This window comes from Curtobacterium sp. MCJR17_043 (assembly GCF_003224315.2).
Lineage (GTDB): Bacteria > Actinomycetota > Actinomycetes > Actinomycetales > Microbacteriaceae > Curtobacterium.
Map to the genome: position 1 here is coordinate 2,788,270 of NZ_CP126259.1, position 12,736 is coordinate 2,801,005.

General features: G+C 73.4%; 12 protein-coding genes and 5 pseudogenes. 4 read left to right on the forward strand and 13 right to left on the reverse strand.

The window, feature by feature from the left end; genetic code table 11:
* Positions 1 to 14: 14 nt before the first annotated feature.
* On the reverse strand, positions 15 to 1,256 hold the full coding sequence (locus DEJ15_RS19700) for an RNA polymerase sigma factor (protein WP_502866113.1): 1,242 nt from the start codon (positions 1,254 to 1,256) through the stop codon (positions 15 to 17).
* A gap of 163 nt (positions 1,257 to 1,419) precedes the next feature.
* On the opposite strand from DEJ15_RS19700, the pseudogene DEJ15_RS18805 reads away from it, so the two are divergent.
* Positions 1,420 to 1,710 (forward strand): annotated as a pseudogene (locus DEJ15_RS18805) (MOSC domain-containing protein); the annotation flags it as partial.
* Between the two features lie 88 nt (positions 1,711 to 1,798).
* The gene (locus DEJ15_RS18810; protein ID WP_349814723.1) at positions 1,799 to 2,056 is read left to right on the forward strand and encodes an MOSC domain-containing protein; all 258 of its coding nucleotides are present in this window, start codon (positions 1,799 to 1,801) and stop codon (positions 2,054 to 2,056) included.
* 15 nt (positions 2,057 to 2,071) lie between these two features.
* Here DEJ15_RS18810 and DEJ15_RS14430 read toward each other — a convergent pair whose 3' ends face one another.
* Positions 2,072 to 2,455, reverse strand: coding sequence for an MmcQ/YjbR family DNA-binding protein (locus tag DEJ15_RS14430; protein ID WP_110824711.1), 384 nt, complete (start codon positions 2,453 to 2,455; stop codon positions 2,072 to 2,074).
* Positions 2,456 to 2,622: 167 nt separating this feature from the next.
* Between DEJ15_RS14430 and DEJ15_RS14435 the strand changes: the two genes are divergently transcribed.
* Positions 2,623 to 2,922: an excalibur calcium-binding domain-containing protein gene (locus DEJ15_RS14435; RefSeq protein ID WP_110824712.1), complete on the forward strand. Its 300-nt coding sequence runs from the start codon at positions 2,623 to 2,625 to the stop codon at positions 2,920 to 2,922.
* Between the two features lie 39 nt (positions 2,923 to 2,961).
* On the opposite strand, the gene epsC is transcribed toward DEJ15_RS14435, so the two are convergent.
* The 5 genes and pseudogenes from epsC to DEJ15_RS14455 form a co-directional block, all read right to left on the reverse strand.
* Complete coding sequence (gene epsC, locus DEJ15_RS14440) at positions 2,962 to 3,546, reverse strand: serine O-acetyltransferase EpsC (RefSeq protein ID WP_258365921.1); 585 nt, start codon at positions 3,544 to 3,546, stop codon at positions 2,962 to 2,964.
* Positions 3,543 to 4,482 (reverse strand): annotated as a pseudogene (gene cysK, locus DEJ15_RS14445) (cysteine synthase A). Before cysK ends, epsC begins: the two are co-directional and overlap by 4 nt.
* Positions 4,483 to 4,634: 152 nt before the next feature.
* Entirely contained in the window at positions 4,635 to 5,123 is a 489-nt protein-coding gene (locus DEJ15_RS18815) for a dipeptidase (RefSeq protein ID WP_349814724.1), read from the reverse strand.
* A gap of 67 nt (positions 5,124 to 5,190) precedes the next feature.
* A pseudogene (locus DEJ15_RS18820) lies at positions 5,191 to 5,685 on the reverse strand (dipeptidase); the annotation flags it as partial.
* Positions 5,686 to 5,728: 43 nt separating this feature from the next.
* On the reverse strand, positions 5,729 to 6,850 hold the full coding sequence (locus DEJ15_RS14455) for a YeiH family protein (RefSeq protein ID WP_110824715.1): 1,122 nt from the start codon (positions 6,848 to 6,850) through the stop codon (positions 5,729 to 5,731).
* Positions 6,851 to 6,886: 36 nt separating this feature from the next.
* On the opposite strand from DEJ15_RS14455, the gene DEJ15_RS14460 reads away from it, so the two are divergent.
* Positions 6,887 to 7,405, forward strand: coding sequence for an SRPBCC family protein (locus DEJ15_RS14460; RefSeq protein WP_110824716.1), 519 nt, complete (start codon positions 6,887 to 6,889; stop codon positions 7,403 to 7,405).
* On the opposite strand, the gene DEJ15_RS14465 is transcribed toward DEJ15_RS14460, so the two are convergent.
* From DEJ15_RS14465 to DEJ15_RS14490, 6 genes and pseudogenes are all read right to left on the reverse strand, one after another.
* A complete protein-coding gene (locus DEJ15_RS14465) occupies positions 7,372 to 8,199 on the reverse strand; it encodes a MurR/RpiR family transcriptional regulator (protein WP_110824717.1) in 828 nt (275 codons plus the stop codon). The genes DEJ15_RS14460 and DEJ15_RS14465 overlap by 34 nt on opposite strands.
* Complete coding sequence (locus DEJ15_RS14470) at positions 8,196 to 9,416, reverse strand: hydantoinase/carbamoylase family amidase (RefSeq protein ID WP_349814903.1); 1,221 nt, start codon at positions 9,414 to 9,416, stop codon at positions 8,196 to 8,198. The genes DEJ15_RS14465 and DEJ15_RS14470 overlap by 4 nt, the downstream gene beginning before the upstream one ends.
* Before the next feature lie 385 nt (positions 9,417 to 9,801).
* Positions 9,802 to 10,659 (reverse strand): annotated as a pseudogene (locus DEJ15_RS14475) (pyridoxal-phosphate-dependent aminotransferase family protein); the annotation flags it as partial.
* A 158-nt stretch (positions 10,660 to 10,817) separates the two neighbouring features.
* Complete coding sequence (locus DEJ15_RS14480) at positions 10,818 to 12,038, reverse strand: amidase family protein (RefSeq protein WP_284175164.1); 1,221 nt, start codon at positions 12,036 to 12,038, stop codon at positions 10,818 to 10,820.
* Positions 12,039 to 12,207: 169 nt separating this feature from the next.
* Positions 12,208 to 12,381 (reverse strand): annotated as a pseudogene (locus DEJ15_RS14485) (AtzH-like domain-containing protein); the annotation flags it as partial.
* Positions 12,378 to 12,710: an acetamidase/formamidase family protein gene (locus DEJ15_RS14490; protein ID WP_284175165.1), complete on the reverse strand. Its 333-nt coding sequence runs from the start codon at positions 12,708 to 12,710 to the stop codon at positions 12,378 to 12,380. The gene DEJ15_RS14490 and the pseudogene DEJ15_RS14485, both read right to left, overlap by 4 nt.
* Between the last annotated feature and the right edge of the window lie 26 nt (positions 12,711 to 12,736).

Below are 12,736 nucleotides of genomic sequence, written 5' to 3' on the forward strand. Positions count from 1 at the left end.
GGTGGTCTGGTCGGTCATCGCGAGGTCTCCTCGTCCGTGGTCCGCTCGTCCGTCGTCCGGGGTGTGATGAGGTCACGGACGACGACGTCCACCGCGACCACGGTCAGGTCGGTCTGCGTGGCGAGTGCCTCCTCGACGGCCAGCCGCACGGCGTCCGCGGTCGGGACGAGCCGGTGGCCGGCGACCACGGCGATCTCCACCGAGACCCGCACGGGTGCCGCGAGCGCCGTCACGTCACCGTCGAGCAGACAGCGGGAGACGACCACGCCGGGGACCTCGTCGCCGGCACGACGCACGAGTGACCGGACGGCGCCCTCGGTCAGGACCGGGCGCTCGGTCGGGGCCGCGGCGCGCAGCGGGATGTCCCGTCCGGCGCGGACCTCGAGCGAGATGTTCGCCAGGACGCCGCCGATCCAGGACTCGTCGGCGGGCGGCTCGGCCTCGGCCGCCTGGTCGAGCGACGCGAGCGAGGCGTGTCGCACCCGCAGGATGGCGGCGAGGGCGTTCTGGCACGCGGGGCTGTCGTCGATGGTGGGGTCCGCCGGCTGCATCCCGGCGTCGAGGTAGTCGGAGAGCTCGTCGATCGTGTGCCCGTCCAGGTCCTCGGGCTCGAGGGTCGCGAGGCCGGGCTCGTCCGGCACGGGCGCGCCGTCCGGTCCGGACGCGGCGGTCGGTTCGGGTGCGGCGGTCATCGCCATCCCTCCATGAGTCGGATCATGTTCTTCCGGGCGCGGGACAGGATCCCGCGGACGGTCGACGTCGGCAGGCCGAGCTCCTCGGCGATGTCCTCGTAGCGGTACTCGAGGACCTCCTTCATCACCCAGCACCGGCGTTGGTCGACGGGCAGTGCGCTGAGAGCGCGGTCGACGGCGTCCTCGCGGGAGTGCGCCTCGGCGACCCGCTCGGGGGGCCGCGTCGGACGGTGCAGCGACCTCGAGTTCGGTGACGTCGTCGTGGTCCCGGCGCGACCGGATGCGGTCCAGGCACTTCCGGCTGAGGATGCGCATCAGCCAGGCCTTGACCCGCCGGCGGTCCTCGAGCCCATCAAGTCGGTTCCAGGCGGTGATGAAGGTCTCCTGGACCACGTCGTCGAGTTCGTCCGTCGACCCGAGCGTGCGTCGCGCGTAGGCCCGGAGCAGCGGCGTGTGTCGTCGGATGAGGACCTCGAACGCCCGGACGTCACCGTCGGTGGCACGGTCGGCGAGCACCTCGTCGTCGAGGTCGACGAGATCCGTCCGGTGTTGCTGCGGCTGCACGGTTTCCTTCTACTGGGAGCGGTTGCGAACGGCCCGCGTGTCGGCGGACCGGAGCGCTCGGGCACCGATGAGACGCACGCCGGCGCCGGATCGTCACACCGGATCCGGCCGTGCCCGATGCCCACGGGTGCGCGCCCGGGCCGATGTACGGCAGGCTGTCCCCATGTCCGTCGTCACCGCCGTCTGCCGCGTCGACCAGCTGCTCCGGGACTCGGGCACGATCGGTGTCACCGCGATCGACAAGCGACCGGTGCCGGGTCCGGTCCGCGTCCGTCCCCTCGGCCTGCACGCCGACGTGCAGGCGGACCGGAAGCACCACGGCGGTGAGGACCAGGCCGTCTACGTGTACGCCGACGAGGACGCCGCGTACTTCGCCGGACAGCTCGACAGGCCGATCCCGCCCGGGCTCTTCGGCGAGAACCTGCGCACCTCCGGCATCGACGTCACCGGCCTCGTGATCGGCGAGCGGTGGCGGATCGGCGAGGTCCTGGAACTCGAGGCGACGATCCCGCGGACCCCCCTGCGGCACCTTCGCCCGGCGGATGGGGATCGACAAGTGGGTGAAGCGCTTCGCGGAGGAGGGCCGCCCCGGTGCGTACTTCCGCGTGAAGCGCTCCGGCCCCGTGGCCGCGGGCGACACCGTGACGGTGCTGGCGCGCCCCGAGCACGGCGTCACGATCGGGCAGATGTTCGCCGGACTCAGCGCGGACCAGGCAGCTGCGGTGCTCGCCTCGGGTGACGGGCTCGCTCCGAAGGTCGTCCGGGAGGCCCAGCTCGCGCTCCGGCGCTCCGCCGTCTGACCGGGGACGGCCGGGTCAAGGCTGCTGTGCACCGCGGGTCGGGTCGAGTGGACGACGGGCACGGGGCAGGCCCGCGACGACGAGGTCCCACGCGTTCGCGACGAGGTCCTCGACGAACGCCTCGTCGAGTCCGGGTCCCGGGGAGAGCGTGATCCAGTGGCGCTTGTCCATGTGCCAGCCCGGCGTGACCTCGGCGAGGTCCCGCACCAGCGCGGCACCGTGCGGCGGCGCGCACTTGAGGGTGACGATCGCGACGCCGCGGAGTTCGGTCGTCATCACGAACATCTTCTCGACGACCTTGTAGACGTCCGTGCCCTCGCCGAAGGGCTGCGTCTCGGTCACTGCCGGGAGGGCCATCGCCGTCCGTGCGGCGACCGACTGCAGGGTGCTGCCGTCCATGCACCCATGATGACGGGGACCAGGGACACCGACGGGACGGAACGGGTCGCGGTGTCGAGGCCGGGTCGGTGCATGCCTCGATCGGGGGGTGAAGATGCCTCATTGATTCGCAGTACCCTCGTCCTGCCTGCGTACCCGACGCCGGTCATCGCTCCGGAGGAACCGCCATGAAGACCACCCGCACCCTCGGCGTCACCGCCCTCGCGCTCGCGCTCACCGTCGGCGGCGTCGTCGGCACCGCGACCAGCGCCTCCGCGGCCCCGAAGACCTACGCGAACTGCACCGCCGTCCACAAGGTGTACTCGGGCGGCATCGCGAAGAAGTCGGTCACGAAGAACAAAGTGACCTCCGCCGGGAAGACGTCGTACCGCGCACTCAAGGGCACGGTGAAGAAGGACGACGCGCTCTACAACGCGAACAAGAAGATGGACCGCGACGCCGACGGGATCGCCTGCGAGAAGAGCTGACCGCTCCGACGCGCACCGGGGCCGGCCGGGCGGGACGGTTCAGAGTTCCGGCACGCCCTCGTGACCGGAACGTGGCCGGGCCGTCCCGGCGACGCCGGTGACGACGGAGCCGGGCGGCACGTCCTTCGTGACGACCGTGCCGGCTCCGACGACCGAGTCGTCGCCGACCGTGATCCCGCCGATGACGGCGGAGCCCGCCCCCAGGACGACCCGGTCGCCCACCGTCGGGTGGCGCTTGGAACCCAGCCCCGGGCCTCCGCCCCGACCCCCGAGCGTCACGCCGTGGAAGACGAGGACGTCGTCGCCGATCACGGCCGTCTCCCCGATCACCACGCCGATGCCGTGGTCGATGAAGAACCGCCGTCCGATCCGTGCGCCCGGGTGGATCTCGATCCCCGTCAGGGTCCGGGTGGCCTGCGCCAGGATGCGCGCCACCGTGCGGGAGCCGGGCAGGCCGCGCGCGTGCCACAGCCGGTGCGCGACGCGGTGCGACCAGACGGCGTGCAGGCCCGAGTAGACGATCGCGTTCTCGAGGTCCCCGCGCGCGGCGGGGTCACCGCGGCGTGCTGCGGCGAGGTCCTCCCGGACCGTCCGCAGCACGCCGCGGCGTGGAGCCGTCGTCACGCAGAGAGCCCCTCGAAGAGCACCGTCGACAGGTAGCGCTCCCCCCGTGTCGCAGACGATCGCGACGACGCGCTTGCCGGCGTTCTCCGGCCGCGCCGCGACCTGCAGGGCTGCGTGGATGATGGCACCCGAGGAGATGCCGGACAGGATGCCCTCCTCCGTGGCCAGCGCGCGGGCGACCCGCAGGGCGTCGTCGAGCTCGACGTCGATGACCTCGTCGATCACCGAACGGTCGAGCACCTCCGGGACGAAGTTCGCCCCGATGCCGGCGATCTTGTGCGGTCCGGCCGTGCCCTTGGTCAGGAGGGGCGAGTCGGCCGGTTCGACGGCGATGACCTGCACGCCGGGGACGCGCTCCTTGAGGACCTGCCCGACACCGGTGATGGTGCCGCCGGTCCCGACACCCGCGACGAACACGTCGACGTGCTCCTCGGTGTCGCGGAGGATCTCCTGCGCCGTGGTCCGGCGGTGGATCGCCGCGTTCGCGGTCGTCTCGAACTGGTGGGCGAGGATCGCGCCCGGGGTCTCGTCGACGATCTGACCGGCGCGTTCGACGGCGCCCTTCATGCCCTCGGAGCCCGGGGTCAGGACGATCTCCGCTCCGTACGCGCGCATCACGGCCCGGCGCTCGACGCTCATGGTCTCGGGCATCGTGATGACGACCTTGTACCCGCGGGCCGCACCGACGAGGGCGAGGGCGATGCCGGTGTTGCCCGACGAACCCTCGACGATCGTGCCGCCGGGCTTCAGCTCGCCGGACTCCTCGGCGGCGTCGATGATCGCGACACCCAGACGGTCCTTGACGCTCGCACCGGGGTTGTAGAACTCGAGCTTGGCGAGGACCTCGGCCCCGCCCTCCTGCGGCAGACGGTTCAGCCGCACGAGCGGGGTGTTGCCGAAGGCCTGGGAGATGTCGTCGTAGATGGTGCCGCTCATCGGTTCCGTCCTCACGTCGGTTGCCGCAGCCCCTCCCGTGGAGGCGCGGTGCGCTCGCGATCCTAGCGACCGCACCCAGGGCGGTCCTGTTCCGTGACGGAACGGTCCGCGGAGCGGTGCCGAGCGTGCCGGCGACCCGCGCCTCCCGTCCGTCAGCGCGGAGCGACCGCGAGGTGCGCCGTCCGCGCGAAGCGCTCGTCCGTGGCCTCGAGTACCCGCAGGACGTTGCCGCCGGCGAGTGCCCGGAGGTCCGCGTCGCCCCAACCGCGGCGGCGCAGCTCCTCGGCCAGCACCGGGTACCGGGACACGTCCCGCAGGTCCGGCGGCAGCACCGGGGTGCCGTCGTAGTCGCCACCGAGCCCGATGTGCGCGGCTCCTGCCACGTCCCGAGCGTGCTCGACGTGGTCGGCGACGTCAGCCACGGTCACGTGCGGCGGCTCCCCGACCGACCCGCTCTCCTCCCAGTCCGCCCACGCCCGCGAGACGAACGCCGGCACGAACGTCACCATGACCACGCCGCCGTTGTCCGCGAGGCGGGCGAGCACGTCGTCGGGGACGTTCCGCGGGTGGTCGGCGACCGCGACGGTCGACGAGTGGCTGAACACGACCGGTCGTGTGGCGACGTCGAGGGCGTCCCGCATCGTGGCGGGGGGCGGTGTGCGACAGGTCGACGAGCATGCCGATGCGTTCCATCTCGGCGACGACCTCTCGTCCACGATCGGTCAGTCCGTCGTGCGCCCGCGCTCCCGTGGCCGAGTCGGCCCACGGAGTGTCCTCGGTGTGCGTCAGGGTCATGTAGCGGACGCCGAGCCGGGCGAAGTCGCGGAGGACCGCGAGGTCGTCCCCGATGGAGTGGCCGCCCTCCGCGCCGAGGAGCGAGGCGATGCGGCCGGAGGCAACGGCGGCGCGGACCTCGTCCGCCGTGCGGGCGAGCGCCAGGTCGTCCTGGTACCGGTCCACCATGCGGTGCACGAGGTCGATCTGCTGGAGGGTCGTCCGGACCGGGTCCGGCTCCTCGACGGGTACGTAGACCGACCAGAACTGTCCGACGACCCCACCGGCCCGGAGCTTCGGCAGGTCGGTGTGGAGGGAGTCGGTCTCGGAGTCGATGCCGTCCAGACCGGATGCGTGCGTGTCGCGGCGTTCCGACGGCAGGTCGTTGTGTCCGTCGATGACGGGGAAGGCGAGGGCGTCGAGGTCCATCCCCCCGACCGTAGCGCCAGGTCAGCGGCAGCTCGGCGGCGGGTCAGAGGCTGCCGGTGAGGGCCTGCAGGCCGAGGCTGGACAGGGACACCACGACCCACAGGGCGCCGCCGAGCAGCAGCGGTCGGAACCCGGCCCGGCGGAACCCGGCCAGGTCGGTGGAGAGCCCGATGGCGCTGAGCGCGACGGTGATGAGGAACGCGGCGACCGCGGCGATCACCGGGTGCGCCGGACCGGGGACGAGACCGGTGGAGTTCACCGCGGCGGCCAGCACGAAGCCGATGAGGAACCAGGGCACGAGGCGGGTCACCCGACGCGCCGACCAGCGCGGTCTGCCGGACGGTGACGTGGCACCCGGTCGAGCCCCGGCGGGGACTCCTCCGCTCGACTGCGCCGTGCCGTCGAGGGCGACGCCGTCGGTCGCGACCGTCGTGGGGTCCGAGCGACGCCCGACGAACCAGGCCAACCCGAGCACGACCGGGATGATCATCAGGGTGCGGACGAGCTTCACGACGACCGCGGAGTCCGCAGCGCCCGCCCCGTAGGTGCTCGCCGCGGCGACGACCGACGAGGTGTCGTTCACCGCGGTTCCCGCGAACAGACCGAACGCGTGCTGGCTCATCCCGAGCGCGTGCCCCACCACGGGGAAGACGACGACCGCGGCCACGTTGAACAGGAAGATCGTCGACACGGCGTACGCCACCTCGATCGACACCGCGCCGATCACCGGGGCCACCGCGGCGATCGCGGAGGCGCCGCAGATCCCCGTCCCGACCCCGATCAGCATCCGCAGGTTGCCGACGACGCCCAGCGCGCGACCGATGCCCCACGCTGCGAGCAGGCAGACGACGAGGGTGCCGAGCATCACCGGCAACGACGCCACCCCGACGCGCGCGACCTGCAGCAGGGACAGCTGGGCGCCGAGGAGCACCACCGAGCACTGCAGGACGGTCTTGCTCGCGGTCGAGATGCCCGGCCGGAACACCGCGCCCGGACGACGGATCGTCCCGATGACGGCCCCGATGAGGACGCCGCTGACCGGAGCGCCGACGACGGGCAGGAAGCGCCCGATCACGGTGGCGACCAGGGCGATACCGGTGGCGAGTGCGAGTCCGGGCAGGAGCCTCCCGGCACGGTCCAGCGGGCGCACGGCGGCTTCGGTCACGTGACCATCCTGCCGCCCGTACGGCAGGATCGTCGCGTGAGCGCTGTCTTCCGGATCGTGACCGACCTGCCGGTGCCGCCGGAGCGCGCCTTCGCGCTCTCGCTCGACATCGGCGCGCACCTGCGGTCGATGGCCGCGAGCGGGGAGCAGGCGGTCGCCGGACGGACGAGCGGCGTGATCGGGCTCGGTGAGTCGGTCACGTGGCGCGCGCGTCACCTCGGCGTCGTCTGGCGGATGACGAACGAGGTCACCGTCCTGGAGGCGCCGCACCGGTTCGTCGACGAACAGGTGCGTGGGCCGTTCGCCCGGTTCCGGCACGAGCACCGGTTCGAGCGCACGGCGGACGGGACGCGGATGGTGGACGAGATCGCGTTCCGTGCCCCTTTCGGGCCGCTCGGGACGATCGCCGAGGGGCTCGTGCTGCGCCGGTACCTCCGGGCGCTCATCGTCGAGCGCAACGGCTCGCTCCTGTCGGAGCTCCGTGCGGAGCGGGAGCCCCGGGTGGTGCAGGACGACGCTTCTCAGGACCCGGCGAGCTCGCCCAGCGTGTCGTAGGCGTCCGCGACCGCCTCGACCCGGGTCCGGCCGGACGGCCCGGAGGCCTCGTAGACGTCGTTCGCGATCGCCGCGACCACGGCGAACAGGGCCGCCATCGAGTCGAACGCCGACGGTGAGTCGACCGGGCACAGGACCGCGGTCGCAGCGGGTGCCGCGATGACCGCCGCGGTGGGGTCGCCGAGCACGACCACGTCGGCGCCCGTCCCGACGCAGTGCCGCACCACGCGGTCGACCCCGGCCGCGTGCCGTCGCACGGTGACGATGAACACGAGGTCCCGGCGGTCGAGGTCGGCGACCTCCTCGCCGAGACGTTGCCCCGGCGAGGGGCCGATGCGGACGTCCGGACGGACCTGCGCGAGCTGCGCGCGCAGTTGCAGGGCGATCGGGTACGCACCGCGCTCGCCGACCACCAGGACCCGGCGGGCGCGCATCACGCGGCGGGCGAGTCGGGGACGGTCGGCCCGGGCGAGCGAGGCGAAGGCGGCGTCGAGGTTCCGCGCCTCCACCGCGCGCTGGTCCACGTGGGCGGCGTCCTCGGCGGCCCAGGGCAACCCGGTGCCGCGGGCGGACATCAGGTTCTGCCGGACCTCGGCGGCGTCCTGGAAGCCCAGGGACCGGACGAGCCGCGAGACCGTCGCCTTCGAGGTCCCGGACTCCGCGGCGAGTTGCGCCGAGGTACCGACGAGCAGCAGTTCCGGGTCGTGTCGGATCATCGCGGCGACCCGGCGTTCGGCGGGCGAGAGGCGCTCCCACACCCGGTCGATCCGCCCGCGGACGTCCGGGACGGTCACGCGTCGGCTCCGTCGGCGAGGAGGTGCTCGTCAGCGAGCCGTTCTACCGCCGTGGCGAGCGCGTCGAGGCCGAGGGCGACGTCCGCCGCGGAGACGAACTCGTCCGGGTGGTGGCTGATGCCGTCCGGGTTGCGGAGGAACAGCATCGCGACGTCGGTGACGAGGCCGAGGGACATCGCGTCGTGTCCGGCACGGGAGAACAATTCGAGCGGTGCGGATTCGCCGGTCGCGACGATGCCGGCCCGGACGGCGTCCATCAGCCGCGGCGCGCAGAACACCGCGGGGGCACGGTGCACCTCGGTCGGTGTCACGTCGACCCCGCGGCGCTCCCCGATCTCGCGGAAGGCGTCGGCGACGGCGTCCCACACGCGGTCCCGTCCGTCGTCGAACTCGCCGCGCAGGTCGACCGCGAAGGTCGCAAGGCCCGGGACGACGTTGACGGCCCCGGGTTCCACCGTCATGGTGCCGACCGTGCCGATGTGCTGCTCGGTACGGCAGATCCGTTCGACGGCGAGTGCTGCCTCGGCGGCGGCGAGCAGTGCGTCGTGGCGTCGTTCGTAGGGCGTCCCGCCGGCGTGCCGGGCCTCCCCGACCGCCTCCACCGTGAAGCGCCGGGCGCTCGCGATGCTCGTCACGACACCGAGCGCCTGGTCGGCCTGCTCCAGGTACGGTCCCTGCTCGATGTGCGCCTCGAGGTACCCGACGAGGGACGCCGGTGCGACCGCGGCCTCGGCGATCCGGCCGGGGTCGAGGCCGAACGACTCGAAGGCGGACCGGAGGGTGGTGCCGTGCGCGTCCTGCAGGTCCCACCACGCCTCGTCCCAGACGCCGGCGACCGCGGAGGACCCGAGCAGCGCCTTGCCGAACCGGGTTCCCTCCTCGTCGGAGAACGCGATCACCTCGAGGGCGAACGGCAGCGCCCCGTGGTCCTGGACCAGGCGGGCGACGACCTCGACGGCCATGAGGACCCCGACGACGCCGTCGTAGCGACCGGCGTCCACGACGGTGTCCAGGTGGGAGCCGAGCAGGAGCACCGGCGCGTCCGGTGTCGCCCCCCGCGGCGCGTCCGTGCAGGTTGCCGGCGGCGTCCTGCCAGGTGCGCAGCCCGACGTCCCGCATCCAGGCCCCGACGGTCTCGTTCGCCCGGGCGTGCTCGGGTGACAGGTACACGCGGGTGATCCGCCCGGGCGTCTCGGTGACGTCCGCGAGCTCGTCACAGCGGGCGATGATGGTGTCCGCCGCGGCCCGCGCTCGATCGCTCGCCAGCGGCACCTGCACGACGGCGCTCACGCGGGCGCTCCGGCGGGGACGAACGTCGCTGCGTCCGGGATCGGGGGGCACGGCCGCGGGTGCGCTGTCGGCCGCTGCCGCGTACACGTCGAGCGCGGCGTCGACGCCGCCGCCCTGCGGAACGGCCACCCCGCCGCGCCGCAGGCACTGTTCGAGGGCGGCGAGCGTCGTCACGACGGTGTCCTTCCGGGCGTTGTAGCCCATCGTCCCGATCCGCCAGACGCGCCCGTGCAGGGGTCCGAACGAGGTGCCGATCTCGATGCCGTGGTCCTCGAGCATCGCGGCGCGGACGGCGTCCCCGCTGACCGTGTCCGGGATCTCCACCGCGACGACGTTGTGCATCTTGTGGCCGACGTCGCCGAAGACCGTCAGGCCGAGTCCGCGGACGCCCTCGAGCATCGCCCGCCCGGCGAGCGCGTGCCGCTCGACGACGGCGTCGCGGCCCTCCTCGAGCAGGATGCGGGCGCACTCGTTCGCGGCGTAGAGCATCGACGCCGCCTCGGTGTGGTGGTTGAGGCGCCGGGGACCCCAGTAGTCGAGGATCATCGCGAGGTCGAGGTAGTTCGACCGGATCGGGTCGTCGGAGACGTCGTCGCCGGGCTCGCGGATGCCGGCCTCGATGCTCCGACGGGCGTCCAGCACGGCGACCGCGGCCGGGGAGAGGGACAGCGGCGCGCTGCCGGAGGGACCGCCGAGGCACTTCTGCAGGCCCGCACTGACGGCGTCGATGCCCCACGCGTCCACCTCGAGCGGGTTGCCGCCGACCGAGGCCGTGACGTCGGTGTAGAAGAGCACGCCGTACCGGGCACAGATCGCGCCGAGTTCGTCGAGCGGCTGGTTCATCGTCGTCGAGGTGTCGCCCTGCACGATCGCCAACACCTTCGGACGGACACGGGCGATCGCGTCCTCGATGACCGAGGTCGGGAACACCTGCCCCCACTCGGTCTCGATCGTGTGCACGGTGGCGCCGGCTCGTCCGGCGATCTCGGCGAGCAGGTGCCCGAACCGTCCGAACACCGGCACGAGCACCGCGTCGCCCGGGGCGAGGAGGGAGACGAGGGCGGCTTCGATGCCGGCGCGCGAGGTGCCGTCGACCAGGACGGTGGCGTCGTTCCGCGTGCCGAGGACCTGCCGGTACAGCTCCTGCGTCCGGTTCATGGTCTCGGTCATCCACGGGTCGTACTGGCCGACGAGCGGTGTGGACAGGGCGCGGAGCACGCGGGGGGTCGGCGGTGATCGGCCCGGGCCCCATGAGGAGCCGTGTCGGCGGGTTGACGGGATGCATGTTCGTACCTTCCGTTCCTTGCACGATCCTATTGGAACGCTCGTTACAGCAGTGTTGCGACGGCCAGTCCGGCAGCACGGTCGACGAGCGCCAGGTCCGACCCGACCGGACCGACGAGGGAGACGCCCACCGGGGCTCCGTCGACGACCAGGAGCGGAGCGCTCACCGCCGGCAGGCCGCCGACGCCGGCGACCGCGGTCATCCGCAGGGTCGACCGCCGTGTGGCGAGGACCGCCGGGCCGTCGGCCGTCCGGAGCGGCGCGGGGCCGGGCACCGTCGGGAGGACCAGCGCGCCGTCGGCGACCACGGCCCGGACCGCGGAACGCAGTCGCCCGAGCCCGTCCCGCGCAGCGGCCTCCTGCTCGGCGGTGATCCGGGCGGCCGCCGCGAACCGATCGGCGACGTCCGGGCCCAGGGCACCGGGATGCGCTGCGACCCACGCCCCGTGGTTCCGGCGTGCTTCGGCACCCTGCACGATCCGCACCGTCTCGGCGAGGTCGTCAAGGTCCGGCAGGTCGACGACCCCGACGCCCGTCCCGGTCCGTGCCAGCCAGTCCTCGAACGCGCGTCTCGTGGCGGGGTCCGCCGCAGCGAGCAGGGCCTCGCAGACCAGCAGCGGCGTCGCGAGGCTCCGCACCGCGGTACCGACCGCCACCGTCGCGACCGCTCGGAGCGTGTCGGGCCGTCGCGTCAGCCACCCGACCGTGTCGAAGCTCTGCGCGAGTGGCAGGACGCCGTCGCGCGACACGAGTCCGTGGGTCGTCCGCAGACCCCACAGCCCCTGGTACGAGGCGGGGACGCGGATGCTGCCTGCGGTGTCGGTGCCGAGCCCGACGTCCGCCTGCCCGAGCGCCACGGCCGTCGCGGGGCCGGAGGTCGAGCCACCGCTGATGCGCGCCGGATCGGCCCCGTTCGGCGGGGCGCCGGTGTGGGCGTTCCGCCCGGCGAGCGCGTAGGCGAACTCGTCCGTGCGGGCGATCCCGGTCACGTCGGCCCCGGCCTGCAGGAGCACCGAGACGGCCGGGGCGTGCTCCGTCTCGACGCGGGCTGCGGACTCCCACGTCGGGTTGCCGGCGCCGATCACGTGGCCGGCGACGGCGAAGAGGTCCTTGACGGCCACCCGGACCCCGGCGAGCGGACGGGCGTCGGACGCACCGGCGACCGCCTCCGCACCGGACGCGGCACCGGCACCGGCGCCGCGGACGAGCGGGTCCCCGACGGCCCGCCACACCGTCCGGTCGAAGGCGACCGCACGGCCCGTCACGTGCGCCGTCCGGATCCGCCACGCGCCCGCCGTGCGACGCCAGAGCTGCGTCTGCAGGCCGCGCCCACCGTCCGTGAACCGCGACTCCCCCCACGACGAGGACCTCGTCCGCGGTCAGTTCCTGCACGTCGACGCCGACGAGCGTGCGCCGGGCGACACCACCACGGGCGGACCGGAACGCGCTGATCCGGTCGTGCCCGCGGAGCAACCCGGCTCCGTCGCCGCGCAACGTGTCCGGGCCGGGCTCGAACAGCGCGTCCAGCACCGCGGTGTCGTCCCGCATGAGGGCGTCCTCGTAGGCCCGGAACGCCGTCTCCAGTCCGTCCGGCCACGTCCCGGTCATCCGCACGTCGGTACCGCCTGGAAGTCGCTCTTCCGCACCGTCGCGTGCACACCGCACACGAGGTCGACGACCTGCGAGATCCGGAAGTCGGTCGCGGCGCTGAGGTAGGCGTACGCCAGGTGCTCCTCCACGCCCCACCGCGCCCGGAGCAGCGTGATCGCGGCACGGACGCACCGGCGCACGGCGTCGTCCAGGTCGGCGTCCATGCCCGTCGGGACGAGGTACTCCGTGGTCTCCGCCAGGGGTCCGACCAGCGCGCCGAAGCGCGCGAGCGCCACGGCCCGCGGGACCACGTCGAGGCGCAGGGTCAGCCGGAGCGAGGCCTCCATCGCGGTGAGCGCGACCTCGCCGTCCC

Excerpts from the sequence above, each read along its gene's own strand:
- DEJ15_RS18810 (WP_349814723.1), top strand. The coding sequence starts at position 1,799 with ATGGGGATCGACAAGTGGGTGAAGCGCTTCGCGGAGGAGGGCCGCCCC.
- DEJ15_RS14430 (WP_110824711.1), bottom strand. The coding sequence starts at position 2,455 with ATGGACGGCAGCACCCTGCAGTCGGTCGCCGCACGGACGGCGATGGCC.
- DEJ15_RS14435 (WP_110824712.1), top strand. The coding sequence starts at position 2,623 with ATGAAGACCACCCGCACCCTCGGCGTCACCGCCCTCGCGCTCGCGCTC.
- DEJ15_RS18815 (WP_349814724.1), bottom strand. The coding sequence starts at position 5,123 with ATGCGGGACGCCCTCGACGTCGCCACACGACCGGTCGTGTTCAGCCAC.
- DEJ15_RS14490 (WP_284175165.1), bottom strand. The coding sequence starts at position 12,710 with ATGGAGGCCTCGCTCCGGCTGACCCTGCGCCTCGACGTGGTCCCGCGG.